General features: G+C 50.2%; 21 protein-coding genes, 1 pseudogene and 1 riboswitch. Of the genes and pseudogenes, 19 read left to right on the forward strand and 3 right to left on the reverse strand.

Features of this window, described 5'->3' with window-relative positions:
- The 14 genes and pseudogenes from ACP5SG_RS05210 to ACP5SG_RS05275 all read left to right on the forward strand — a co-directional run.
- A partial coding sequence (locus ACP5SG_RS05210; protein ID WP_428122618.1) for a TonB-dependent receptor domain-containing protein occupies nt 1-373 on the forward strand: 373 nt, incomplete at its 5' end.
- Nucleotides 374-376: 3 nt separating this feature from the next.
- Nucleotides 377-1,366, forward strand: a complete 990-nt coding sequence (locus ACP5SG_RS05215; RefSeq protein ID WP_428122621.1) for an ABC transporter substrate-binding protein — start codon at nt 377-379, stop codon at nt 1,364-1,366.
- Nucleotides 1,356-2,363, forward strand: coding sequence for a FecCD family ABC transporter permease (locus ACP5SG_RS05220; protein WP_424661675.1), 1,008 nt, complete (start codon nt 1,356-1,358; stop codon nt 2,361-2,363). Before ACP5SG_RS05215 ends, ACP5SG_RS05220 begins: the two co-directional genes overlap by 11 nt.
- Before the next feature lie 4 nt (nt 2,364-2,367).
- Nucleotides 2,368-3,174, forward strand: coding sequence for an ABC transporter ATP-binding protein (locus ACP5SG_RS05225; RefSeq protein WP_237888348.1), 807 nt, complete (start codon nt 2,368-2,370; stop codon nt 3,172-3,174).
- A 21-nt stretch (nt 3,175-3,195) separates the two neighbouring features.
- Entirely contained in the window at nt 3,196-3,981 is a 786-nt protein-coding gene (locus ACP5SG_RS05230; RefSeq protein WP_428122626.1) for an ABC transporter ATP-binding protein, read from the forward strand.
- 25 nt (nt 3,982-4,006) lie between these two features.
- Nucleotides 4,007-4,468, forward strand: coding sequence for a TonB-system energizer ExbB (gene exbB, locus ACP5SG_RS05235; RefSeq protein ID WP_237888346.1), 462 nt, complete (start codon nt 4,007-4,009; stop codon nt 4,466-4,468).
- Entirely contained in the window at nt 4,449-4,838 is a 390-nt protein-coding gene (locus tag ACP5SG_RS05240; protein ID WP_237888345.1) for an ExbD/TolR family protein, read from the forward strand. Before exbB ends, ACP5SG_RS05240 begins: the two co-directional genes overlap by 20 nt.
- A complete protein-coding gene (locus ACP5SG_RS05245; RefSeq protein WP_237888344.1) occupies nt 4,835-5,596 on the forward strand; it encodes a TonB family protein in 762 nt (253 codons plus the stop codon). The genes ACP5SG_RS05240 and ACP5SG_RS05245 overlap by 4 nt, the downstream gene beginning before the upstream one ends.
- Before the next feature lie 29 nt (nt 5,597-5,625).
- Nucleotides 5,626-9,569, forward strand: a pseudogene (gene cobN, locus ACP5SG_RS05250) (cobaltochelatase subunit CobN).
- Nucleotides 9,566-10,585, forward strand: coding sequence for an ATP-binding protein (locus tag ACP5SG_RS05255; protein WP_237888343.1), 1,020 nt, complete (start codon nt 9,566-9,568; stop codon nt 10,583-10,585). The pseudogene cobN and the gene ACP5SG_RS05255 overlap by 4 nt, the downstream one beginning before the upstream one ends.
- On the forward strand, nt 10,582-12,471 hold the full coding sequence (locus ACP5SG_RS05260; protein WP_424661640.1) for a VWA domain-containing protein: 1,890 nt from the start codon (nt 10,582-10,584) through the stop codon (nt 12,469-12,471). The genes ACP5SG_RS05255 and ACP5SG_RS05260 overlap by 4 nt, the downstream gene beginning before the upstream one ends.
- 74 nt (nt 12,472-12,545) lie before the next feature.
- A riboswitch (cobalamin riboswitch) is annotated at nt 12,546-12,731 on the forward strand.
- Between the two features lie 27 nt (nt 12,732-12,758).
- Nucleotides 12,759-14,759 carry a TonB-dependent receptor plug domain-containing protein gene (locus ACP5SG_RS05265; protein ID WP_237888341.1) on the forward strand — a complete coding sequence of 667 codons (2,001 nt, stop codon included), beginning with the start codon at nt 12,759-12,761 and terminating at the stop codon, nt 14,757-14,759.
- Nucleotides 14,760-14,884: 125 nt separating this feature from the next.
- Nucleotides 14,885-15,874, forward strand: coding sequence for an ABC transporter substrate-binding protein (locus ACP5SG_RS05270; protein WP_237888340.1), 990 nt, complete (start codon nt 14,885-14,887; stop codon nt 15,872-15,874).
- Between the two features lie 478 nt (nt 15,875-16,352).
- A complete protein-coding gene (locus tag ACP5SG_RS05275; protein WP_237888339.1) occupies nt 16,353-17,198 on the forward strand; it encodes an HDOD domain-containing protein in 846 nt (281 codons plus the stop codon).
- Between the two features lie 5 nt (nt 17,199-17,203).
- Here ACP5SG_RS05275 and pgsA read toward each other — a convergent pair whose 3' ends face one another.
- Both pgsA and miaA read right to left on the reverse strand, forming a co-directional pair.
- Complete coding sequence (gene pgsA / locus ACP5SG_RS05280) at nt 17,204-17,755, reverse strand: CDP-diacylglycerol--glycerol-3-phosphate 3-phosphatidyltransferase (protein WP_237888338.1); 552 nt, start codon at nt 17,753-17,755, stop codon at nt 17,204-17,206.
- A gap of 4 nt (nt 17,756-17,759) precedes the next feature.
- Entirely contained in the window at nt 17,760-18,668 is a 909-nt protein-coding gene (gene miaA, locus ACP5SG_RS05285; protein ID WP_428122639.1) for a tRNA (adenosine(37)-N6)-dimethylallyltransferase MiaA, read from the reverse strand.
- Nucleotides 18,669-18,904: 236 nt separating this feature from the next.
- Here miaA and ACP5SG_RS05290 point away from each other — a divergent pair, with 236 nt between their 5' ends.
- From ACP5SG_RS05290 to xseA, 5 genes are all read left to right on the forward strand, one after another.
- A complete protein-coding gene (locus tag ACP5SG_RS05290; protein WP_237888336.1) occupies nt 18,905-19,303 on the forward strand; it encodes a secondary thiamine-phosphate synthase enzyme YjbQ in 399 nt (132 codons plus the stop codon).
- Between the two features lie 409 nt (nt 19,304-19,712).
- Nucleotides 19,713-20,858 carry a M23 family metallopeptidase gene (locus tag ACP5SG_RS05295; RefSeq protein WP_424661637.1) on the forward strand — a complete coding sequence of 382 codons (1,146 nt, stop codon included), beginning with the start codon at nt 19,713-19,715 and terminating at the stop codon, nt 20,856-20,858.
- Nucleotides 20,842-21,780: a lytic murein transglycosylase gene (locus ACP5SG_RS05300; RefSeq protein WP_424661636.1), complete on the forward strand. Its 939-nt coding sequence runs from the start codon at nt 20,842-20,844 to the stop codon at nt 21,778-21,780. The genes ACP5SG_RS05295 and ACP5SG_RS05300 overlap by 17 nt, the downstream gene beginning before the upstream one ends.
- Nucleotides 21,737-22,939: a M24 family metallopeptidase gene (locus ACP5SG_RS05305; protein ID WP_237888333.1), complete on the forward strand. Its 1,203-nt coding sequence runs from the start codon at nt 21,737-21,739 to the stop codon at nt 22,937-22,939. The genes ACP5SG_RS05300 and ACP5SG_RS05305 overlap by 44 nt, the downstream gene beginning before the upstream one ends.
- A gap of 7 nt (nt 22,940-22,946) precedes the next feature.
- Nucleotides 22,947-24,332: an exodeoxyribonuclease VII large subunit gene (gene xseA, locus ACP5SG_RS05310; protein WP_428122651.1), complete on the forward strand. Its 1,386-nt coding sequence runs from the start codon at nt 22,947-22,949 to the stop codon at nt 24,330-24,332.
- Here the strand turns inward: xseA and bioB are convergent.
- Nucleotides 24,301-25,246: biotin synthase BioB (gene bioB, locus ACP5SG_RS05315; protein ID WP_428122655.1), on the reverse strand; the 946-nt coding region annotated here is incomplete at its 5' end. The genes xseA and bioB overlap by 32 nt on opposite strands.

Below are 25,246 nucleotides of genomic sequence, written 5' to 3' on the forward strand. Positions count from 1 at the left end.
CGCAAATTTTACATATACAGATGCGAAGATAAAAGAAAATGCAGCAAAACCATCAACAGAGGGTAAGAAGATGATGGATGTGCCGGAAAAGATGTTTAACCTGGGCTGTGAATATACAGAAGGAAGGATTATGACATCTGTTATCGGAAGATATGTCGGCAAGAGATACGGCGATGATGAAAACAGAGACAGATTAAACGGGGTTTATACATCTTATGACCCATATTTTGTGGTTGATACAAAGATATCCTATAATTTGACGAATTATTCAAAGTTGTCTTTTTCAATCGATAATTTATTTGATAGAGATTATTACTCATACTACAAGACGCCTGGAAGACAGTGGTTCGGCGAGCTGGAGATAAAATTTTAGGCCATGAAGAAACAGACAGTCATTACAGGCCTGATAGTTATATTATCTTTGATGGATATCAGTCATGTATTGGCTTATACTGTCACATACAAAGATAAACTTGGCAGGGTGGTTACCGTTGATGCGCCGGTAAAGAGGGCTGTCATTCTTATCACATATGATCTCATACCGGCGCTTGATATCTGGGATGATGTGGCAGGGATAAACAGATGGGCCTATTCTCATGACGATCTATTCAAGGCGACAATGCCGGATGCCGAAAAAACCATACCGTCAGTCGGCACAGGGGATAATGTCAACATAGAGGCGATACTTGCCCTTAAGCCTGATCTCATAATCACATGGACATACAGGCCTGAGATCATGAGATTTATGGAACAAAAGGGCCTTAAGGTCATCGGCGTCTATCCAGAGGGTATCGAAGAGCTCTATGAGGTGATGAGGCTTCACGGAAGGCTGTTCAACAGAGAGAAACGCACGGAGTTCGTCATTAATAAGATGGAGGAGATATTCAGGCTCATCAGACAGCGGGTTGCAACTATTCCTGAGGAAAAGAGAAAGAGGTGCCTGTGGCTTGGCGGCAAGCCCACTACGGTTGCATGCGGCATAGGCGTAACTAACGATATCTTTAAGATGATAGGCTGCATAAATCCTGCCGGCGATATACAGGAGAGGAATAGGGATGTCTCGCTTGAAAGGATTATTACATGGAGTCCTGATGTGATATTTATATGGGGTAATGCAGGCTATCCGATCGAGACGGTTACAAAGGGCTCTCAGTGGGCGTCGGTAAAGGCGGTGCGTGAAAACAGGGTTTACAGGGCCCCTGAATGGTCGACATGGTCTCCGAGGCTTGCGCCCATCGCCCTCTGGATGGCCATGAAGACCTATCCGGAATATTTCAAGGACGTAGATTTCGATGGTGTGGTTGACCGCTTTTACAGGAATGTCTTCGGGGTTTCCTATGGGGAGATAGATAAAATTGCGCAGTAAAAGGCCGGTGGTATGGATAGTGCTTTTGTCCCCGATCCTTGCAGGTATGTTTTCCATATTTATGGGGGCATACAACCTGTCATTTTTTGAGGTGCTGTCGATCCTGTTCAACGGGATTTTCAAAGGCGCGACCCAGGTAAGCCGTCCTGAGGCCGCCATCATATTCGACATAAGGCTTCCGCGGATACTCCTTGCAGGGCTTGTGGGCGTCGCCCTTTCCGGCTCAGGGGCCGCGCTTCAGGGGATATTCAGGAACCCCCTGGTGGACCCGTATCTACTTGGCATCTCAGCAGGGGCCGCCTTTGGTTGCGCGGTCTCCATCGGTTTTCTGCCATGGATACCTGTTCAGGTCAGCGCCTTTTTCTTCGGGATGCTGGCGGTTGCCCTGACCTTCCTTATGGCAAGCGCCCAGGGCGAGATATTGAGGCTGTCTCTCGTCCTCTCAGGCGTGGTGGTGTCATCTTTTTTTACTGCCATGCTATCTATAGTCAAGTTCATGGTCGATCCGAACAGGCTGCAAAGCATAGTCTTCTGGCTGATGGGGAGCTTTTCTCTCTCTGACTGGCGCTCTGTAAGGATCGCCTTTCTGGGTGTTGTCATCGGGATGTCCCCGGTCTTTTTCATGCGCTGGAGACTGAACGCCATCAGCATGGGAGACGATGAGGCAAGGGCGCTAGGGGTAAATGTAAGAATGGAGCGGATGATGCTTATCGGTTCGACATCCCTTGCAGTAAGCATCGCCGTATCGGTAAGCGGGATCATAGGTTGGGTGGGGCTTATGGTCCCGCATCTAATAAGGATGATGAGCGGCCCTGATCACAAGATGCTTCTTCCATTGAGCATTGCAGGGGGCGCCGCATTCATGATCCTTGCGGATACCATCTCAAGGGGCATGTCAAACCTTGAGATACCCGTTGGTATAATCACGGCGATCTCCGGGGCGCCGTTTTTTATGTATCTCATGAGAAGGGGCGAAAAGGGCCTTTTTAAGGGCTGATGATATGCTGGAGATCAAAGATATCAGCGCCGGTTATCAATCCGCCAGAACTAATGGACAGACGACGGACTGCCACGGTGTCTTGAAAAGGGTCGGATTCAAGGCGATGCCCGGGGAGGTTACGGCGATACTCGGGCCCAATGGATCAGGTAAGACCACGCTTTTCAGGTGCATATCAGGGCAACTCAAGCCGAAATCAGGCGCAATCTATCTTGAAAATCAGGATATAACCACTCTGGCTCCAAAGAAGAGGGCAAAACTCCTTTCCTGTGTCCCTCAGGACCATGAGCCACCGTTTCCTTACTCGGTCTTTGATGTGGTTTTGATGGGAAGGACCGCCCATGTCAAGGCCTTTTCCATGCCATCAGGAAAGGACTATATGAAGGCTGAAGAGGCGATAGAAGAGGTCGGCATAGCAGGGCTTAGAGACCGTCGATACACCATGCTGAGCGGGGGCGAAAGGCAGCTCGTCCTGATGGCGAGGGCTATTGCACAGGATACGCCTGTCCTGCTGCTGGATGAGCCGACTTCTCACCTTGACTTCAGAAATCAATTGCTCGTCTTGAAAAAGGTGAGAGACATGGTAATGCGAAAAGGTTTGATTACGCTCATGACTATACATGATCCTAACCTTGCGGCCTTTTTTTCTGATAGGGTTGTAATGATCAATAATGGTTCTGTGATATCTCATGGCAAGCCAAGTCAGGTTATATCTGAAGAGAGCTTAAGGCTGCTCTATGGAATTGATGTCTTTGTGCTGCATCATAATGGTATGAAAATAATTATTCCGTCTGCTCTATCTCTTCATTAAAAAGACAGGGGGCTATTGGCCATGCTGGCTGTGAATGGATTAGGTTTCAGACATAAAGGCCGTGAGATACTTAAAGACATCTCGTTTAGCATAAACCGTGGAGAGATAGTCTCTGTCATAGGGCCTAACGGTGCAGGAAAGAGTACGCTCTTAAGGTGTATCCTCAGGATATTTATAGCAACAGAGGGCTCGGTGACCATAGACGGCGAAGACGCCTTCTTGATGGGGGTGACGAGACGCTCGCAGCGCCTTTCATACATGCCGCAAGAAGGCCATTTCCCAAGGCCCCACATGACGGTCTTTGATGTAGTCATCATGGGCAGAAGATCATATTCAACGGCATGGCAACCCACTGAAGAAGATGTGGACAAGACGATCGCAGTGCTTGATGCGTTCAACATGGATCCGAACAGGGATTTTAATGAACTGAGCGGCTGCGAGAGGCAGAGGGTGCTCTTTGCCAGGGTCCTTGTCCAGGAGGCGGACTATATGCTCCTTGATGAACCGGCAAGCAATCTTGATTTAAGACGCCAGTTTGAGGTCATGGAGTCTTTGATGGCAGCGGCGTCACAAAGACAGATAGGTATTTTAATCGTGCTGCATGACCTGAATCTTGCCTACAGGTTTTCGGATCAGGTGGTCATGCTGCACAACGGACGCCTTGTATCAAAAGGGCCTCCTGGTTCCGTCATGAGCAAGGAAAATATGAATCTGGTCTATGGAGTTGAGACGGAAGAGGTAGATTGCAGTGGCTTCAGGCACCTTGTGCCCATCGGGCCGGCAGCCGATGGGAAGACGCTGCATTAAGAATTAGTGGGCATGGAGAACTGTATTGGAATTGTTTAAGGTCGCCGTTGACTACGGCGTGATAGGTCTTTTGATCCTTTTAAGTTTCGTTTCAGTCGGAATAGCCATCGAGCGGTATCTTCTCTATAAGAATATAGATGCAGGGCGCTATGCTGACAAAAGGGAGCTGGAGCTTGTCCTAACGGAGCGGCTACATATTATAGCCACTATAGGGAGCAATGCCCCTTATATAGGGCTCCTGGGGACGGTTCTGGGGATCATGCTGACATTTTATACAATGGGGACAGAGGGATTTATGGACACAGGTAAGACAATGATCGGTCTTGCCCTTGCACTCAAGGCAACCGCAGCCGGGCTCCTTGTGGCTATACCGTCTACAGCCCTTTACAACCTCCTCTTGAGAAGGGCGAAGGTGGTTATGATGCAGTGGGAGATCGACAGGTCAAAGAGAGACCAAGGAGGCGAAGATGGAAGAAAAGGGTTTTGATTACATGAATGTCATACCCCTTGTCGATGTCATGCTCGTGCTCCTCACCATAGTTCTGACCACCTCGGCGTTTATAGCCTCCGGCGCAATCCCTGTCGAGCTTCCGAGGGTGTCATCGAAGAACAGCGCTGAGATGTTGAAGACCAGGACTATAGAGATAGACAGGGGTGGCAATATTTATCTGGATTCAAGGCCTGTGTCCCTTGACGGGATGACTGGTTCAATGAAGGGCCTTGATAGAGATACCGCAATCCTGATAAGGGCTGATAGGTCCATAGTGCTTCAGAGGTTTGTAGATGTCCTGGATAGGATAAAGGGTCTCGGGTTCAAGAGACTGAGCCTTCAGACCACTGATGCGAACAGGCCATGAATCACGCCGCCAGGGGATTTCAGATATCATTTTTGCTTCATGTGGTCTTGTTGTCGCTGGTCTTCGGCCTTTCCCATTCCATCAGATGGAACAAGAGGCCGCCGATAGTCATTGACTTCAGTATTGCCGACGACATGAAGGGCGTTGAAGAGAAGGCGGCTCTCAGGCATTTGAAGGCGGATGTTAGAAAAGAAACAGGGGTGGCAAAATATATTGTGCATCGATCCACAGCAAAGGCCGCAGTAAGGGCGGTGGCTGGAAGGCCGATCCAGCGGCCCGCGCATATTATTGAAGAAGAGGTCATTGCGAACAAAGAGACGGCTCCTGTCCATGAGGCCGCTAAAGAAATGCCGACGGAGGCAGATGGTGATGCCTCTGATCAGCCGGCGCCAGATGACGCGTATAAACCCGGCCAGATCAGTGGTCAAAGTAGCGATCAATCTGGGGGTCATAGTCTGTCGGTCAGAGATGAGCAGAGACAGAGATACATAAGTGAACATTTCGCATACATCAGGGATATGATAATGCGAAACCTCTCCTATCCCATGCTTGCAAGAAAGATGGGGTGGTCGGGCAGGGTCGTGGTCTCTTTTACTGTTTTGGATGATGGACAGGTGGGAGATATAAAGGTCGTAAAGTCATCAGGCTTCGGCGTCCTTGATGCAAATGCGATAAAGACAATAGAGAAGACGGCACCGTTTCCGAAGCCCCCTGTCAAGGCGGAATTGATAATACCTATTGTGTATAGATTAAGCTAGACAAAACATGGACAATCAGGAGCCAGGCAATGAAAAAGATATTATCTATCATGTGGCATTCGCATTGCGGCACACTTAAAAGGGCGGGCAAGGCCTTGGAAGGGATTATAGATGTAGGGGTTTATTCATCAAGATATCTTGATGAAGGGCATGAAGATATAGGCGTTGTACTTAAAGAGGCTGAGGAGGCAGATGTAATCCTGCTTTATCGTTCAACAGAATCCATATGGGATGTTATAGAAAAGAGCCTGAATGAGATAGGAAAATCCGTACCGATAATATGCGTCGGTCATGACCCGTCGTACTGGGCCATGTCTAATGTAAAACCGGATATTGTGGCCAGGGTTCATACCTATATAACCTATAACGGAGAGGAAAATTTTATTCAAATGCTCTGCTATATCGCTAACGCAGTCTGTGGAGTGGATATTGATGTAGAGCCGCCAAAGCCGATCCCGTGGGAAGGGCTGTATCATCCCGATGCGCCGGATATCTTTGACAATATCGAAAATTACCTGAAATGGTATGGTTTATACAAAAGAAAACCCGATTTTCCCAAGACAGAAGGCGCTGTCGGCCTCCTCTTTTCACGTTTTCACTGGGTCAACAAAAACCTTGGAATCGAGGATACCTTGATAAGAAAGGTCGAGTCCCTTGGATTGGTCGTCATCCCTGTCTTTTCATATTCTGTAAGGGACGATGGCCTTGGGACAAAGGGAAGCGGAGAGGTCGTCTGCGAATACCTCCTCAAAGATGGGAAACCAAGAATAGATGCCCTCATCAATCTTCAGATGTTTCTTATTGGTTCAAGCCGAGCCTCCATGGAAGGCGGAAAGGTTGCCCTGGAAGGCGTGGATATACTTAAAAGGCTCGATGTCCCTGTGTTTATGCCGGTCACATCCTATTATAAGACAATGGAGGAGTGGTGGAGTGACCCCCAGGGCACGGATGGAAGCAGCATCGGCTGGTCTATTGCGATGCCGGAGTTCGAGGGCAGGATAGAGCCGATAATTATAGGCGGGCTCAAAGAAAAAGGAGGCGATAAACGCATTGCCTTTGAAGAAAGAATGGGAAAATTGGCAAGACGGGTGGCAAACTGGATAAGATTGAAAAGAAGGCCTGTAGGTAGGCGTAAGATAGCCTTTATGCTCCATAATAATCCATGCGCATCAGTCGAGGCAACTGTCGGGGCGGGCGCTCATCTCGATACCCTGGAGTCTGTCGCAAGGATAATAAATAAAATGAAGGCGGCGGGTTATGATGTTGTTCCGCCAAAGGACGGCAAGGAACTCATTGATACCATAATGAATCGAAAGGCGATATCAGAATTCAGGTGGACAACAACTGATGAAATCGTAGAAAAGGGTGGCGTATTGAAGATGGTGACGAAGGAGGAATACGAGGAGTGGTTCAATGCCCTGTCTGAAACCGTAAGAAAGAGGGTGTGCGAGGCCTGGGGCGATCCTCCTGGGGTAGAAAAAGATGGGATTCCTGCCGCCATGGTCCATGATGGAAAGATCCTTGTGACAGGGGTTGATTATGGGAATGCAGTGGTATGCGTACAGCCAAAGCGTGGTTGCGCAGGCGCCAGGTGTGACGGCAGGGTGTGCAAGATACTCCATGACCCTGATGTCCCCCCGCCTCACCAATACATGGCGACATATCGTTATCTTGAGTATGACTTCAAGGCGGATGCGATCGTTCATGTCGGAACCCATGGGAATCTTGAGTTCCTGCCGGGCAAAGGCACGGCCCTTTCAGGAGACTGCTACCCCGATATAGCTATAGGTCATATCCCTCATCTCTATATCTACAATGCCGACAACCCGCCAGAGGGCACAATTGCAAAACGTCGTAGTTATGCGACCCTTGTTGACCACATGCAGACGGTGATGACACAAGGGGGGGTGTATGAGGAACTGGAGGAGCTGGGACGATTTCTGGGCGAATACGAACAGGTGAAGGGTCTGGATAAGGCCAGGGTCCATGCCCTTGAGCATCTCATAATGGATGCAATAAAGAAGACGAACCTGGATAAGGAGATAAAGGTCTCTACCGTCGATAAAGGGACGGGAAGGGTCAAAAGGGTGGGGCTTTGTGAATTGGACGACGAAGGACTTCACGCCTTGCCCTTTGACGAAATAGTCAGGGAGGCCCACGGCGCATTGTCGAGGACAAGAAACACCCAGATTCAGGACGGTATGCATGTATTCGGAGAATTGCCTGAAGGAGAAAGGAGGGCAGGTTTTATCTATTCGATCTTGAGATATGACGCCGGTGAAGATGTTTCATTGAGGCGTGAGATTGCGAAGATGATGGGGTTGGATTTGAGCGAATTACTCTCCAACCCGGGCGGCGTCCATCCCGTCAGAAAAAAGGGGCATGGTGAGCTTTTGGAGGAGATAGACCGCATAGGGAAAAGACTGATCGAAGAGGTAATAAATATGGAGGGGTGAAGATGTTCAACGCGGATGGAGATGCATTGCTGGATATTGCCAAAGGCGTAAATGTCAAGTGGGATACTTACCCATGGATAAAGATCAAGAAAAGGATACTCGATCTAAACAGGAGAATCGAGGAATCAAGGGAGATAGATGCCCTGCTGCATGGCTTTGAGGCAGGATATGTCCCTGCCGGGCCATCCGGGCTCATCACACGCGGCAGGGACGACATCCTGCCGACCGGGAGAAATTTCTATTCTCTAGATCCTTATAAAATCCCGACAAAGGCCGCGTGGGAAGTTGGGCGGAGGCTGGCGGATGCCGTAATTGAAAAACATCTGAGCGAAGAAGGCAGGTATCCTGAAAATATCGCTATCTTCTGGATGTGCAGCGACATCATGTGGGCGGATGGCGAGGGGATGTCCCAGATGATGTATCTCCTCGGGGTGAGACCTGTATGGCTTTCCAACGGAAGGGTAAAGGGGTTTGAGATAATCCCGCTTGCCGAGTTGGGCAGGCCGAGGATAGACCTGACAATTCGTGTCTCAGGCATAACGAGGGACAACTTTCCAAATTGCATGGAACTCCTGGACGAGGCCGTACAGGCGGTCGCCTCATTGGATGAGCCGCTTGATATGAACCATGTAAGAAGACATACGCTGGCCCGGATCGGGGATGATGACCGATCATCTAAAGACGTGTGGCGCGACGCAACGCTTCGTATATTCGCCTCAAAGCCAGGCACCTATCAGGCCGGCGTCAATCTTGCCGTATATGCATCCGCCTGGAAGGAAGAAAAGGACCTCTCCGATGTGTTTGTCTATTGGAACGGTTATGCCTACGGCAAAGGGATATTCGGCGCTGAAAGACACAGACAATTGGCCGAAAATCTCAAGACCGTTGACGTCACCTACAACAAGGTCGTAACGGACGAATACGACCTCTTCGGCTGCTGCTGCTATTTCGGGACCCACGGGGGGATGACCGCAGCGGCAAGGACCATCTCCGGCAAGGAGGTCAAGACCTATTACGGCGATACGAGGGAGCCGGAACACGTCGAGGTGCGCGACCTGGCGGACGAGATAAGAAGGGTGGTCAGGAGCAAACTGCTCAATCCGAAGTGGATTGAGGGGATGAAGAGGCATGGATACAAGGGCGCTGGCGATATCTCGCAAAGGGTGGGGAGGGTCTATGGATGGGAGGCGACCACTCAAGAGGTGGATGACTGGATATTCGATGAGATAGCCCGCACCTTCATGATGGATGAGGAGAACAGAAGATTCTTTGAAGAGAACAATCCATGGGCGCTGGAGGAGATGGCAAGGAGACTGATGGAGGTGGCTCAGCGGGGCCTGTGGGACCCTGCGCCAGATGTCAAGGAGGCCCTGACCCAGTTGTATGTGGAGATAGAGGGGTGGATCGAGGAACGGATGGGTGATATTAAGGGCGATTTTCAGGGAGGCGGCATAGATATTGTCACTAAGGAAGAGGTGGAGGCATGGAAGAAAAAGATGGAGGAGGTCCTTAAATGATATTCCCGTTTACTGCGATAGTCGGCCAGGATGAGATGAAGACCGGATTGATATTGAACGTGATAAACCCATCGATAGGCGGGTTGTTGATAATGGGCGAGAAGGGGACCGCCAAAAGCACGGCAGTGAGGGCGCTTGCCGAACTCCTCCCTGAGATCGATGTGGTGAAAGGGTGTCCTTTTAACTGCGATCCGGACGGTCTTCTTTGCAGCGGGTGCAGGGAGATATTGGAGAGCGAAGGCAGTCTTGAACGTGAAAGAAAGAAGATGGAGGTCGTCGAGCTCCCGCTCGGTATCACGGAAGACAGGCTGATAGGCACGCTCGATATCGAACACGCCATCAAAAAAGGCGAAAAGAGATTTGAGCCCGGGATACTTGCCGCTGCAAACAGGAATTTCTTATACGTCGATGAGGTGAATCTCCTTGAAGACCATATTGTGGATCTGTTGCTGGACTCGGCGGCCATGGGGGTAAATACGGTCGAAAGGGAGGGGGTGTCCTTTACGCATCCTGCAAGGTTTATTCTTGTAGGAACGATGAACCCTGAGGAAGGTGACCTAAGGCCGCAGCTCCTGGACAGGTTCGGCCTGTGCGTGCAGGTTGGATCGATCCAGGACAAGGCGAAGAGGGTAGAGATACTCAGACGAAGGGCCGCCTTTGATGCCGATCCAGAGGCATTTGCAGCTGTTTGGCAGCCCGAACAGGATGGGCTTTCAAAGGGGATCATGGCGGCAAAGGGGAGGCTCGGCCGTATCATACCTCCTGATGCTGCACTTGAAAGAATCGTAGGCGTCACCACCTCGCTTGAGCTCGATGGCCACAGGGCCGATATCGTGATGATGAAGGCGGCAATGGCCCTGGCCGCCTTCAGGGGCAGGGTGTCCATAAGCGATGATGACATCAGGGATGTGGCCCAGCTCGCCCTGAGCCACAGAATGAAGAGGCTTCCATTTGAAGAGATGGGGGTAGGTATGGAAAGGCTTGAGACAGCGCTTACCGGGGTTCTGCGGGCATGACATTCAGTGACTTTGTCGGGCATGACGATGCGAAACTTGCGTTGATCTTAAATGCCATAGATCCTAATTGTGGGGGTGTTTTGTTCGCTGGTGAAAAGGGGAGCGGCAAGTCAACGCTCTCAAGGCTTTTTAAAGAGATACTGCCTGAAGCCTTCCCTTTTATAGACCTCCCGCTCAATATCACGGAAGACGCCCTTATGGGGGGCGTAAATATTGAAGATACGATAAAGACAGGCAGGAGGGTCTTTCAGCCTGGTGTCCTGGGCCGCGCCGATGGTGGCGTTGTCTATATTGATGACGTCAATCTGCTCTCACCCGATATAGCCTCGCTTGTCCTCGAGGCCATGGGCCGCGGAGAAAACATCGTTGAGCGGGAAGGGATTGCATTGAGACATCCCTCACGGTTTATCCTGGTTGCAAGCATGAACCAGGAGGAAGGGGTGCTTTCGCCCCATCTGCTCGACCGTTTCGGTATGATGGTCTTGTGGGAAGGGTTAAAAGAAGGGCCGCAGAGGATAGAGGTTATTAAAAAGGCGGCGCCCGATGTCTTTGGCCGGTCTTTGAGCAGGGAGGACCGATGCCTGAGGGATAAGATCCGTTCCTGTCGTTCTGTTCTGAAAGATACGGTCATCCCGGCTGAGACAAGGGATTATATCGCGCAATTGTGCATTGAAAACAATATCCCCGGATCGAGGGGCGACATATATCTCATGTATGCCGCACGGGCCCATGCCGCCTATTGCGGCCGCAAAGAAGTGACGAGGGATGACGTGGACGCCGTCGCCCCTCTTGTGCTTGCGCACAGGAAAAGGGTATCCCAGCAACAGCAACAGCAGCAGATGGAGCAGCAGACGGAACAACAGGAGGGGCGTCAGGAACACGGGGAACAGACAGGGTCTGACGGGCAGGAGAAACAGCATGGGTCTCAATCGAGCGGTAAACACCGTGAGCCTGATGGGTCCCGCCCCGATCAGGCCGGAATGGACGGGCCGGATGACGGCGGCCGCCAACAGATGGAATCAAACCCCAAAGAAGAGGTCTTTGAGACCGGCGGGCTGTTTAAGACAAAAAGGATAATACTCAGAAAGGACCGGGTAAACCGGTCTGTATCCGGCAGAAGGACAAAGACAGGGTCAAGGGACAAGAGCGGCAGGTATGTAAAGAGCGTCCAGAGAAAGAAGGATGATATAGCCATCGATGCAACGCTCCGGGCCGCGGCCCCTCATCAAAAGGCAAGGGGCAGGACAGAGGTGATCCTGATTCGCGACGATGACCTGAGATTCAAGCAGAGGGAGAAAAAGATGGGTCACCTCGTAGTCTTTGTTGTGGACGGGTCGGGCTCAATGGGCGCCAGGAGAAGGATGGTGGAGACCAAAGGGGCTGTCCAGTCCCTGCTCATGGACTGTTATCAGAAAAGAGACAGGGTCTCCATGATAGTCTTTAGAAAAGACAGGGCCGAGGTCATACTGCCGCCTACATCAAGCGTTGAAAACGCCTCAAGGAGACTGAGGGAAATCCCTGTCGGCGGCAAGACCCCTTTGGCGGCGGGGCTTTTGGAGGCCTACAGACTTATCAAACGGGCAACGGTCAAATCGCCTGAAATGAGGGCTATCGGCGTGCTCATAACAGACGGTAGGGCCAACCAGGGTATTTCAGGGGCCCCGATAGGTGAAGAGGTCAGAAAGATGGCCCAACTCCTCAGTGAATTGAGCTCGACAGATTACATCGTTGTGGATACAGAAGACAAGAGTGGGTTCATCAAGACCGATCTGGCCCTTCAGATAGCGTCACAGCTTGGTGCTGATTATCATACTATTGAAGGACTGAGAGCCGACTGCCTTGTTGAGATGGTACAGATGAAAAAGGTAGGAGTTTTTGGTTTTTGACCAGTTGTATACGGTTTTGAAGGGGGGTGATTGCAGGCGATTACCGCATGTTTTTTAAATCGATAAGGAATTTCTAAAAATACTATAGTTTGGATGCCAGGGAAGAGGAGTGTGATTCTCCCGCTGCCCCGCAGCCGTAAAAGGGAACGAAAGCCCGATTTAAAGCCACTGTCCTGGGTAACACCATGATGGGAAGGCGGGCGAGTAGGAAATTGACGTTGCCCTTAAGCCGGAAGACCTATCCAGACCATGAAAACTCAACAACAGACTTCTCGAGGGAGGAAGAGATGAAAAATACGCTATTTTCAGCAATAAATCTTATTTTTTCCTTGGTTCTTATCCTTTTTGCCGCTTCTGCGTCTGCAGATGAAGCGGCCATGCCATTGGGCGAGGTCGTCGTAACTGCAACAAAGATTGCGGAGCCTGAAAAAGACGTCCCTGCATCTGTCCAGGTAATCACCCAGGAAGACATAAAGAATTCTACCGCCAGGGATGCCGGAGACCTCATTGCAGAGGCTGGGATCGGCCATGTCCACAAATATCCAGGCGCACTTACAGGCAGAATTGAATTGAGAGGCCTGACAACAGATCTTATGAGTGAGCTGAAAAGCAGGGTGCTTGTCCTTATCAATGGCCATTATGCAGGCACGGTAAATCTTGCAGAGATACCTGTTGACGATATCGAAAGGATTGAGATAGTAAAAGGCCCTGCATCTGTCCTCTACGGCTCTTCTGCAATGGGTGGTGTCATCAACGTCATAACAAAAGAAGGGAGAAAAGAGGGCGTCCACGGCTCCATTGGCGGCGAGGCCGGCTCATACGACTACTGGAGACCAGAGGCGGAGCTGAGCGGAAAGAAGGGGCCCTTTGATTTTTATTTCTCCGGCAGCCGTTCGTCAGAGGATGACTATGATACCAGGAACTACGGCAGGATTAGGAATACGGCTTATAACGACGAGACGGCGTCGCTACGTCTGGGTTACAAGTTTCTCGACGGCCATCACATATCCATGGGCCTTCAGCACTGGAGGGGATGGGCCATAGGCTCTCCAGGGCCGAGATATGCCCCTGATCCTGATAATTTTGACAGGAAGGAAAGGGACGGCGTTGATGTGGAATACAAGACAAAAACGATCGACGCAGGCTATTATCACGTAACCGAAAAGGGCGAATGGCATGGGGGCATGAATTTCGGCCCCGGCAACTCAAATATCACATCGATAGATACATATACGCAGGGGGCTAATCTTCAAAAGACATTCGATCTTGGCGGTGACTTCAGGCTTGTCACAGGCGGCCAATGGGACAGGATAGAGGTTGATAGTTCGAGAAACATAGGTGCGCCTTATAGCCCGAATTCAAGATATGACAGCTATGGCGCATTTACAGAAGGCAGGCTCAGTCTGCTCAATAAAAAACTTTTGCTGAGTGCAGGGCTTCGTTATGACTATTTCGAGGACAAGATACTTTCAACAGCAGGTATAAAGGGCCTTAATCCAAGGGAGGAAACCTTGGACCATGTGACGGAAAGGGGTGGGCTGGTATATAAAGTCACAGATAGCTTCGAGCTCAAGGGAAGCATTGGCACTGCCTTCCGTGCGCCTGCGCCTGACGAGCTGGCGACAGACTATGTATCAGATTGGGGGACGCATTATATCGGGAATCCGGGTCTAAGACCTGAGAAGAGCACGACATATGACGCAGGGCTTGGGTATTCAAAAGGTCTTTTTAAGAGTGGTCTCACATTCTTTCATACGGACTTTAAAGACAAGATATTGAGCTATTACGACGGTGCGCTCAAGGCCCAGACCTTTAAAAACGTTGACGGGGCGGCCATCCAGGGCATTGAGGCCAATATCTCTTATGATGCGGGGCTGGCGGCCGGGTTAAATCTATCCATTGAGCCGTTTGCCAATATCACCTACCTCACAAGATATTCGAGCAAGGACGAGCTTGAGATCGGCAAATACGGAAAAACGCTTCTCTATACCCCCAGATGGACCGGGGCGTTCGGCGTGAAGGCCGGTCAGGAGAGGTGGGACGCCAGGCTCATTGCAAATTACACAGGGGGTGAAAAGGTGCAGGACTGGAGCCCGCCATCGTATGGAAAGGTCGTGGTAAACAAGGGTGGCTTTACCGTCGTCAGTATAAAAGGCTCCTATAGACCTATAAAACACCTTGAACTTACGGCGTCTGTGGAAAACCTCTTTGACAGGGCGTATCAATATGTCCTGAGCTATCCCATGCCTGGCAGGACTATAGCCGTCGGGGCAAGGTGGCTGTTTTGAGATGCGCCGATGAGACCCTTGCATAACTCCATGATCAGGGCATGGCTGGGCATAGGCGCCCCCCGCAATGGCGGCTGTGGAAAAGTGTCATTGCTGTCGGCGGACGCGCAGGGGTGCGGTTGATCATGTCTCTGTTGCCTCTGGCCTTGATATATTCGGCGTCCATATCGTGGGCTGCGGAAATAACCTGTCAGGACTATCTAGGCAGGGCTGTCAAGATACAGGTCCCTGTGAAACGAGCCGTAATCCTCGTAGGTCCCAGTGATTTGATCCCTGCTCTGAATATCTGGGACAAGGTCGTCGGCGTCAGCACTTATACATATGCCCATGATAATCTGCTCAAGGCCGCAAAGCCGGACTGGAAGGACAATGTCGTACCTGTAGCCAGCGGCATGGCTGATGTGAACATAGAGGCGCTCCTTAGACTCAGGCCCGATATTGTCATTACATGGTCATACTCCCATGAGACGGTAAGATTCATGGAGCAAAACGGATTGAGGGTCATAGAGATAAACCCGAAGACCCTTCATGAATTCTATGGTGTGATAGATCTTTTTGGAAGGCTGTTTGGGAGGGGAAGAGAGGCAGAGAAGACCATCAACGAGATGGAAGGGATCTTCAGGCTCATTCAGAAAAGGGTGTCCAGGATACCTGCCGACAAGATAAGAAGGGTCCTCTGGGTTTACTACGGAGGGAGACCGACAAGCGTTGCATGTAAGGGCAGCCTCCTGGCCGACGTGCTCAAGGAGATCCGTGCGGTAAATCCCGCATCATCTATTACACAAGGCTGGGGCGGGAGCGCCGATGTATCCATGGAGAAGATAATCGCCTGGAATCCTGATGTAATCTTCATCTGGGGATATGCGCCATATAAGGCCCTGGACATCCTTAATAATCCCCAGTGGAGGTGTATAAAGGCGGTAAAAGACGGCAGGGTCTATAAGGCCCCTGAATGGTCGACATGGTCTCCGAGGCTTGCGCCCATCGCCCTCTGGATGGCCATGAAGACCTATCCGGAATATTTCAAGGACGTAGATTTCGATGGTGTGGTTGACCGCTTTTACAGGAATGTCTTCGGGGTTTCCTATGGGGAGATAGATAAAATTGCGCAGTAAAAGGCCGGTGGTATGGATAGTGCTTTTGTCCCCGATCCTTGCAGGTATGTTTTCCATATTTATGGGGGCATACAACCTGTCATTTTTTGAGGTGCTGTCTATTTTGATAGGAACTACGTTTACGTCCTAACTATCCGATGCCGGCAAGGACATTTTGGGCAGGGCTTAAGTGGCTGTTTTAAAACTATAAAACTGAAAAGGATTATGATCTTTCTGTCGGGATGCATTTTTATTGGATAAGAGGCTGCAATAAAGGCATGCAATAAATAAATCCGTTGCCATTTGTTAGATGAAATAGTATAAAAATTATGAGATTCATGTTCATTTTGTGATAGAAATAAAAAACCTCTGTGCTGCTGTTCCGGTTGGACTCCTTTTAATATGGATATCCTGTCCACAGCCTCTATCCGGTTGGTTGGGCAATTGAATGGATAGGCCAGGCATGGGTTTTTTGAATTGCTTGAAGGCGGACTTGTTGATGGCAAGGTCTTGCAGACAGATTTTGACCATAGACTGGGCGGGAGAAGACCTACCAACCCTTCCTTCAGTTGTCCATAAACTACTTGCGGTTGCAAGCGATGACAAAAAAAAGATATCTGATCTGGCCGATATTATAAGCCGAGACCCCACCATGGCGATCAGGGTGCTCAAGGTTGTAAATAATGCATTTTATTCCATAGGGGTAGAGGTTACATCCATAAAACACGCGATATCGCTTCTCGGTTTCAAAGAGATAGTAAGAATCACATTTGGGGTCGTCATGTCAGAGCGTTTCTTGACCGTAGCCCCCGAGGTTCGCCTTTACGCCGAGGCCCTCTGGAGGCACCTTATCGCTACCGCTGTCATAGCACAAGACCTTGCGCCTGATGGCGGGGAAGAGGCCGATCTTTATACACTCGGGCTGTTACACGATATCGGATGGCTGGTACTTATGGCGCAGGCACCGATGGTCATGATTAGGCTCGCGGAGGAGGAAGGCACCACTAGGCAGGAGGCTGAATGGCTATGGGGGGTCGATCACCAGCTTTGGGGTGCCAGACTGGCTGAAAGATGGGGGCTCCCCGAGCCGTTTCAGATAGTCGCCCTGAGGCATCATGATCCATTTCTCGAGCTTGATCCGCCTGATTATCTGGTAAGGATAGCGCTGGCCGATTATTTGGTGCACTACATGGGCGCGACAGTAGTAAATAAGCCTGAAAAAGAGATTGATCCGATGGTGTTGGGACGTCTGGCTATATGCGACGACGCTTTTGATGAGATAAAGAAGTCGGTCAAGGCAAAGGCACGAGGGATCGAAGACCTTTGGCGCAGCATGTCTTCTTAACTTGATTAGTGCCTGTGCATTCCAGTATCTAGCTTTCCCAAGAGGCTTATCCCTAAAAACATATAGTGTGCCCCTGACGAGACCGTAAGCGCTGCCGTCAGGAGACCTGAAACTCGGACAAGAGGCGCAAATACCCCAATCTGTTGGCCTAGAAGGACTATGAATATAGTCCCAAGCTGTGAAAGCGTAGTGAGCTTTCCGAGGACTGTAGGTTTTATCTCTACGTCTTCTTGAAGCAGGAATAGGATCAGGACGCCTGCTACTATTATGATATCCCTGCTTATTATTACGATGGCGAGCCAGTTTGGCAGCCTTCCGACAACCGCCAGCGTTACATAAGATGATGTCAAAAGCAGTTTATCAGCTATCGGATCGAGGATCGCCCCGATCTTTGTCTTTTGTCTGAGCATCCTCGCTATAAGTCCATCAAGGGCATCAGTCACTCCTGCCAGGCTGAATACGATCAGCGCCTCAAAAAATCTCCCGTTTATTAGAAATATGATCAAAATGGGGATCAGGACGATCCGTATCAAAGTGAAAAGATTTGGTATGTTCAATTGCCTAACCCCCTGAGATTGCGGGCCATATCTTTCCCCGCCTTACGAGATCGTCTGGGTGAAACCACTTCACCCCTGGTTCCTTGCGGAGCCAGATAAGCTGGCGCCTAGCGTAACGCCTGTGATCCATCTTAAGTTGCCTTATAGTATCGGCAAAGCTGACCTCGCCTGCAAGAAACCGGATAATATGCCGATAGCCAAGCGACTGCAAGGGCTTGAGCCTAGGATCGAAGCCCATTGCCAGGAGTCGCCTTACTTCATCGACAAGGCCGGCATTGATCATTTTATCAACTCGTCTGTCTATCTTTGTATAGAGTTCATCTATAGGGCGTATGAGGCCTATCTTGATACAGTAAGGCCTAATTTTTGTGTTATTTCGGTGTATTTCATGCCACATAGAAAGCGGCTGACCGGTTAGGATGTAAATTTCTATAGCCCGTATCACCCTGAAGCTGTCGTTGGGATGTAGACGGGCAGCTGTTTTGGGGTCTATGGTGGCGAGAAATCTGTACAATTTCTCTCGTCCTGATTCCATCAGGATCCGCTTGAGCCTTGTCCTCAAGGCGCGGTCTTCGCCCTGACAAGGCGCAAGGCCCTCAATGAGCGCCCTTAGATAGAGGTTAGTGCCCCCTGTAAGGATAGCAATCTTCCCTTTAAGCTTTATAGAGCGTATGGTCATCTGTGCCCTTGCGGCAAACATGGCCGCATCGAACGGTTCGTCGGGTTCAAGTATGTCGATGAGATGATGCGGTATGGTTGCCATTTCATCCTTTGTCGGTTTTGCTGACCCTATATCAAGGCCTTTATAGACCTGAATGGAATCAAAATTTATTATTTCACCCTTGATTTCCGCAGCAAGGCGCAGGGCTATGCCCGTCTTTCCTATTGCCGTCGGGCCAAGGATTGCTATCATCGGGAAAGGACAAGGTAGATTGTGTTTCAAAGTAATGCCTCCAGGGGGATTCAAGCAAAGCCTTTGTGTAGATATCCATCCATGGTTTGGTAGATCTAATATATTTCTTCTCGGCAGCAGGAATCCTGTTCAGCGGTATGCTCATCCTGTCTGGACCGAGCAGGCTGATGGTGCAGGATTTTGCCTATGATAAGGCATAATTATAATAAAAATTATGGATATAGGGGGATATGAACATGGAAATTATACCAATTGAGACAAAAGTTCATACCGATTTGGTGGATATTACAGATCAAATACACCGCGTTATCAAGAAAAAAGGCGTAAACGACGGCATGGTCTTTATCTATTCACCGCATACAACGGCGGGGATTACTATAAATGAAGGTGCAGATCCGGCGGTCAAGATGGATATCATTAATATGTTGGAGAAGATCGTCCCGCGGGGTTTTGATTATCGACACCTTGAGGGCAATTCTCACGCCCATATAAAGGCCTCGCTCGTTGGTTCAGGTGCAACAGTTATTGTTGAGGATGGCGACCTTTATTTAGGGCGATGGCAAAGGATATTTTTCTGTGAGTTTGACGGTCCAAGGTCAAGGCAGATCTGGGTTAAGATTGGAAGGTTGTCCTGAACCGGTTTGTATGGTAAGAAATAATCGACCTTTGTTGTCGGATAATCGCCAGTTTTTTGCCCTTGCATAGCAACTGCCGGAAGAACGACGGCAGATTTATCTCAAAATGGGAGGATGCTGTGTCATGATCAGGCCTCATCTGAGATTCATATCGATCTTTTCCCTGATTGTTTTTGGATTTTCCGCACCAATTGTCTACAGAGTAGTCTATAAAAAAGAAAGGGTCAGGCCGCAGTCGCATTTTATTACCTTTATGCAAACAGATCCTTATGGTCCTCTTTTACAATCGGCCGGGTATCCGGATGCACCAGGATCAGCAGCTAGACCGTCCTTTATTTTTGGTGCGCAATCGTCAAGGATCCAATACCATGGCCCCTCTGCCGAAGGTAAAAGGCTTGAGACGACATCTATGACGCTGGAACAAGGGGACAGCTTCCAGGCCTTGATAGACAAGATTTTTCAAAAAAGAGATATCGGGGACGAGTTGGCCGCGGACGTGACAAAGAAGCTCTCTAGACTTATAAATTTTAAAAGATTGCAACCCGGCGACGTCTTTTCCGTCTCTACAGATTATGCAGGGCACCTTGTAAGATGTACATACGAGAGAGGGCCCTTTGAGCTGTATGCCATCGAACCCGATCAAGACGGCGGATATAAGGTCTATCAAGAAGATGTGACGCTTGAACGCAAGGTGGTCAAGTTGTCCGGTGTCGTAGGTGATTCGCTTTTCGACGGTTTTTCGAATATCGGCGAGCAGCCGAAGCTGGCACGGGCCTTTGCCAATATCTTTTCATCACAGATAGATTTCAATACCGAATCCATGCCGGAAGACAGGTTCGACCTGATCGTCGAAAAGTATTTTAAACACGGCAGATTCATAGGGTATGGCCGGATACTGGCAGCCAGGTACGACGGGGTGTTGAAAGATATAAACGCCTATTATTTCAGGAGGAAAGGGGCCAAAGAAGGGCATTATTTCGATGCAAACGGACGTGAGATAGGTACGGCCTTCCTGAGATCGCCCCTTCCTGTGATTAAAGTGACATCCAGATTCAGCTATCAGAGGCTACACCCCATTCTGGGGTCTGAGCGTCCGCATCTGGGAGTTGACCTTGCAGCCCCCATAGGCACTCCGGTCATGGCGGCGGCGGACGGCAAGGTCGAATTCGCAGGGTGGGAGAACGGCTTTGGGAAAACCGTGCGTCTAAGGCACTCTGGCGGGATCGAGACCCAGTATGCGCATCTGTCAAGGTTTGCAAAGGGCATAGCGGTTGGAGCGAGGGTGAAGCAAAAGCAGGTGATCGGCTATGTTGGCATGAGCGGTCTTGCCACCGGCCCTCATCTTGATTATCGACTTGCCGTAAAAGGTGTGTTTAAAGACCCATTCAGCGTAAAATTCATGCCGAAATCCATACTTGCAAGGGCCGATCTCAAGCGTTTTGAGTCCCAATCCTCTAAATGGATGGCCTGTTTAAGACAGGAAAATCCTGCCAAAAAGGTACTATTTGTGGAATTGCGCAAGGTCAAAGGGCCCCCTGATGGCTGGCTTGGCTAGTAGATATTCAAGGCCGTTATTTTTTATAACAGTGGCTATCTTATTTGCTGTCTGTCTCCCTCATCCGTCTTCAGAGGCAAACAGGGTGGCTGTGAATTGGACCCCTTTGATAGAACGCCTTATAAAAGACGGTGAAGATGGGGCGAAGATGAGGCGCCTATTTGCCAGGTCGGAGGTTAGATTCGACCCGAGAGTAATGCCTAGAAAACTGACCCACAGTGAGGCAAAACTTGATTACGCCCAGTTTCTGCGTCCTGACAGGATAGCCAGGGCTGAGAGATTTATTTATGCAAATTATCAATTATTGACAAGGATCGAGCAGGAATATGGCGTTCCAAAGGAGGTATGTGTCGCTATACTTCTTGTTGAGACTGATCTCGGGAGAAATCCAGGCGGCGCTCTTGTCTTCAATGTACTTGCAAGCATGGCCCTGGCCTCCGATCTAAAACAAGTGCGTCCATGGCTTCCGGATACCCTCTTTTCGTCCAGCGAAAACGATATGCTAATGGCAAGTATCCAAAAGAAGTCGGAGTGGGCGTATCATGAGCTCCATGCCTTTTTGGATTATGCCTATCAAAACAATATAGATCCTTTGAGTATAAGGGGCTCCATATTCGGTGCCATAGGGATATGCCAATTTATGCCGACGAACGCCATTCTTTTTGGGGTTGACGAGGACAAAGACGGCAGGATTGATCTCTTATCCAAGGCGGACGCTATTGCAAGCATGGCCAATTATCTTAAAAGCTATGGCTGGTCGCCTGGGCTTAATTATGATGATGCGGTGCAAGTTATTTTAAAATATAACTACAGTCGGCCGTATGCAGAGACGGTCCTTCAGGTGGCGGAAAGATTGGGTCTTAAGATAGGAGATAACAGTGTTGTTGCAGGGGTCCCTGACGCCGCAAGCCGAGCTTTTTGAGCGTACGAGGCGATTTCAAGGGCATTTGAGGGATCTGGGGATAGAGCTTGCCATGCTGCGCCAAAATGCCGATCTTTATTACTTTACCGGTACGGTGCAGGATGGACATCTGTTCATACCTGCTCATGGTGAGCCGCTTTTTCTGGTCTGGAGGGTCTTTGAAAGGGCCATCAAGGAGTCTGCTTTAAGAGATATAAGACCGCTTTCTGGCATGAGCGGCCTGAATGAGGCGCTCAAGGAAAAGGGCCTTCTGGATGCCGCGGTTGTCGGGCTTGAGCTTGATTGTCTTCCAGCGGCCTTATACCTCTACTACAGTAAAAATATCTGGCCAGGTGCGAGATTTGTTGATGTAACCCATGCAGTGCGTCTTACCCGTGCCGTAAAGTCCCGCTGGGAGATCGATCGGATCAGGGAGGCGTGCGGCCAGGTGGCCGAAGCCGTGGCCTGCGTCCAGGAAACCCTGCGTGAAGGCCTTACCGAGCTGGAGCTATCCAGCCAGATTGAAACCAGGCTCAGATTGCAAGGACATCCCGGCTACCTCCGCATGAGGGGATGGAATCAGGAGTGCGGTATGGGACATGTGCTCTCCGGCGCGGATGGGGCCATGCCATCATGGACCAATACGCCTGGCGGAGGCCTTGGGACATCGCCTGCCTATGGTCTGGGCGCAGGCACAAGGACAATCAGGACCTTTGAGCCCGTGTGCATCGATTTTGGTGGTTCATCAAACGGCTATCTCTGTGACCAGACAAGGCTTTTTTGCATAAAAGGCCTGCCTGAGCGCCTTTTGGATGCCTATAAGGCGGTCTTGGAGGTTCATCAGGGGATCAAAGAGCGGCTTGTCCCGGGTGCAAGCTGTTCCTCGATATATGACTGGGCGATAAATCGGATGGAAGGTCTTGGATATGCGCAGAATTTTATGGGATTTGGCCGAAATCAGGTGATTTTTATCGGCCATGGCCTTGGTGTAGAGGTCGATGAGTACCCGTTTCTTTCAAGAAAGAACCCGATGCCTTTGGCTGAAGGCATGGTTGTTGCCGTTGAGCCGAAGCTTGTATTTCCGGATGAAGGCATTGTTGGCATAGAAGATACCTATTTGATTACGCAAAACGGCGCAGAGCGCCTGACCACAAGCCCGCAGGAGCTGATAATCTGTTAGATCCGCCATGTCTGAAGAGCTTTTAAGGTCATTGTTCCCGTTCTCGGCCCTCGAATCCGCCGGCCAGGGCCATAATCTGCCCGAAAGACAGGTCTGGCAGGTCTCAAGGCTCCTTTCTGAGATAAATTACCTGCTGGATGGGGCCTTCCATTATATCTGGATCGAGGGTGAGGTATCTAATTTTAAGAGGGCCTCCTCCGGGCATATTTATTTCACATTGAAGGATAACTATGCACAGATCAGGGCCGTGATGTTCAGGTCACAGGCGGCTTCCAGCTCATCCGGCATCCAGGACGGCCAGCACGTGACTTGCCTTGCCAGGCTGAACGTCTATTCCGGCAGGGGAGACCTTCAGCTCGTGCTCGAATCCATTGAAAGGAAAGGGGAGGGGGCCTTGATGCTGGCCCTTGAGGCGGTCAAGGCAAGGCTCGCGAAGGAGGGGCTCTTTTCAGAAGGGCGCAAGAGGCCTCTGCCGCTTATACCTGAGAGGGTATTTGTCATTACATCGCCGACAGGAGCGGCCATACAGGACTTTATACGTACGGCAAGGGGCAGGTTCAAGGGCGCCAGAATTATTATTTGTCCTGTAAAGGTGCAGGGCGAGGGTGCGAGCGAGGAGATTATCGCGGCCTTAAGGATGATATCTAAGGTTGTAGGGGATGGCGATGTTATAGTCCTTACCAGAGGCGGCGGTTCAATAGAAGATCTGTGGGCCTTTAACAGCGAGGACCTAGCCTGGGAGATATCTAGGGCACCGGTGCCTGTTGTCTCTGCGGTCGGCCATGAGATAGATTTTACTATTGCCGATCTTGTTGCCGATTATAGGGCCGCGACGCCTACCGCCGCGGCCCAGGCGATATTTCCATCTCAGAATGTATTGTTAAGGCGGCTTGAGGGCCTGAGACAAGACCTTCTGCGCGCGGCTTTAAATAGGATAAGGTTTGAAAAGAAGGGCGTGCAGATGCTTGCCTATCGCCTTAAAGACCCAAGGCATGCCCTGAGAGAGCGACAGTTAAGATATGATAACCTTTTTGGAAGACTTGAAGGTGCGCTCAATGGATACAAAAGACGCTGCAGGGTCTTAAGCGTCCAGATGGAGGCCATCTCTTTAAGATGCGTAAGGGCCGGCGGTCTATATATTGAGCGGAAAAGGACAGCGCTTTCAGGGGTTGTCGGGCGTCTTGAGGCGGCGAGCCCGCTGTCGATCCTTTCGAGGGGCTACAGCATCGTCTATAAAGGTCTTGGCGATGAGGTGGTCAGGGATGCGGAAAAGGTTAAGGCCGGGGAAAGGCTGGTAATAATTCCACGGAATGGGGCCATCCTCTGTGAGGCATTGTCCGTGGCAAAAGACAGATATGTATTCAAAAAGACAGATCAGGCCAATCAGGTTTAGGATTCCATTCCATGTAATGCCGCCAAAGCCCTTTGATATTTTTGACAAAGGCCATATCTTCCTCAATCGTTCTGCCTCTGACGGTCAAATATCCGCCTACGAGCATGGCGTCGGCCCCTGAAAGAAATGCAAGCACCTGGAAGTCCTTGAGCGCGGTCTCGCGACCTCCGGCTATCCTTATGGCCTTGTCCGGCAGTGCAATTCTGAAGACGGCTATTGTACGTAATATTTCATATATAGGGATAGCTGGGGTTGAGGCAAGCGGAGTGCCTGGTATAGGCACGAGGATGTTTATGGGTACGGAATCCACATTGAGATATTTGAGCGTAGCGGCCATGTCGATGCGGTCTTCTGAGGCCTCGCCAAGGCCTATTATGCCGCCGGTACAGACCTCAAGGCCAGCTTCCTTTGCAGCCAGGATTGTGTTGATCCGTTCATTGAAGCTATGGGTCGTTACTATATTGGGATAAAACCTGGCTGATGTCTCTATATTATGGTGATAGCGGCTCAGCCCAGCCTCTTTCAGTTTTATGAGGCTATATTTGTCGATTATCCCAAGGGAGGCGCAGATATTTATTCCGACTCTGCTCCTTATAGCCGATATCCGTTCTGCATAGAGGTCTACCTCTTCATCATTGGGGCCGCGTCCGCTTGCGACGAGGCTGAAGCGCATTGAACCAGCTGCCTTGGCCCTTTGTGCCTCTTCGACGATCTCGGCCGTGGATTTAAGTCCATAGACAGGGCTGCCGGTCTTGAACCTTGCCGATTGGGCACAAAATGCGCAGTTTTCGGTACACAGCCCTGACTTTACATTCATAATCGTGCAGAGGGATAGACGATTGGACCTATGCTTGAATTTGACCTCAAGGGCCTGATCCAGGAGTGTTTTTAACGGAAGACCTGAGAGCAGCGAT

The sequence above is a fragment of the Dissulfurimicrobium sp. genome (genome assembly GCF_049968175.1).
GTDB lineage: Bacteria > Desulfobacterota > Dissulfuribacteria > Dissulfuribacterales > Sh68 > Dissulfurimicrobium > Dissulfurimicrobium hydrothermale.

Bases quoted from the DNA above. Each gene is read 5' to 3' on its own strand.
- miaA (WP_428122639.1), bottom strand. From the start codon at position 18,668: ATGATAGCAATCCTTGGCCCGACGGCAATAGGAAAGACGGGCATAGCC.
- ACP5SG_RS05215 (WP_428122621.1), top strand. From the start codon at position 377: ATGAAGAAACAGACAGTCATTACAGGCCTGATAGTTATATTATCTTTG.
- ACP5SG_RS05245 (WP_237888344.1), top strand. From the start codon at position 4,835: ATGAATCACGCCGCCAGGGGATTTCAGATATCATTTTTGCTTCATGTG.
- ACP5SG_RS05240 (WP_237888345.1), top strand. From the start codon at position 4,449: ATGGAAGAAAAGGGTTTTGATTACATGAATGTCATACCCCTTGTCGAT.
- ACP5SG_RS05255 (WP_237888343.1), top strand. From the start codon at position 9,566: ATGATATTCCCGTTTACTGCGATAGTCGGCCAGGATGAGATGAAGACC.
- ACP5SG_RS05295 (WP_424661637.1), top strand. From the start codon at position 19,713: ATGACGCTGGAACAAGGGGACAGCTTCCAGGCCTTGATAGACAAGATT.
- ACP5SG_RS05275 (WP_237888339.1), top strand. From the start codon at position 16,353: ATGGCAAGGTCTTGCAGACAGATTTTGACCATAGACTGGGCGGGAGAA.
- ACP5SG_RS05270 (WP_237888340.1), top strand. From the start codon at position 14,885: ATGTCTCTGTTGCCTCTGGCCTTGATATATTCGGCGTCCATATCGTGG.
- xseA (WP_428122651.1), top strand. From the start codon at position 22,947: ATGTCTGAAGAGCTTTTAAGGTCATTGTTCCCGTTCTCGGCCCTCGAA.
- ACP5SG_RS05260 (WP_424661640.1), top strand. From the start codon at position 10,582: ATGACATTCAGTGACTTTGTCGGGCATGACGATGCGAAACTTGCGTTG.
- ACP5SG_RS05290 (WP_237888336.1), top strand. From the start codon at position 18,905: ATGGAAATTATACCAATTGAGACAAAAGTTCATACCGATTTGGTGGAT.
- ACP5SG_RS05300 (WP_424661636.1), top strand. From the start codon at position 20,842: ATGGCTGGCTTGGCTAGTAGATATTCAAGGCCGTTATTTTTTATAACA.
- ACP5SG_RS05225 (WP_237888348.1), top strand. From the start codon at position 2,368: ATGCTGGAGATCAAAGATATCAGCGCCGGTTATCAATCCGCCAGAACT.
- ACP5SG_RS05230 (WP_428122626.1), top strand. From the start codon at position 3,196: ATGCTGGCTGTGAATGGATTAGGTTTCAGACATAAAGGCCGTGAGATA.
- ACP5SG_RS05265 (WP_237888341.1), top strand. From the start codon at position 12,759: ATGAAAAATACGCTATTTTCAGCAATAAATCTTATTTTTTCCTTGGTT.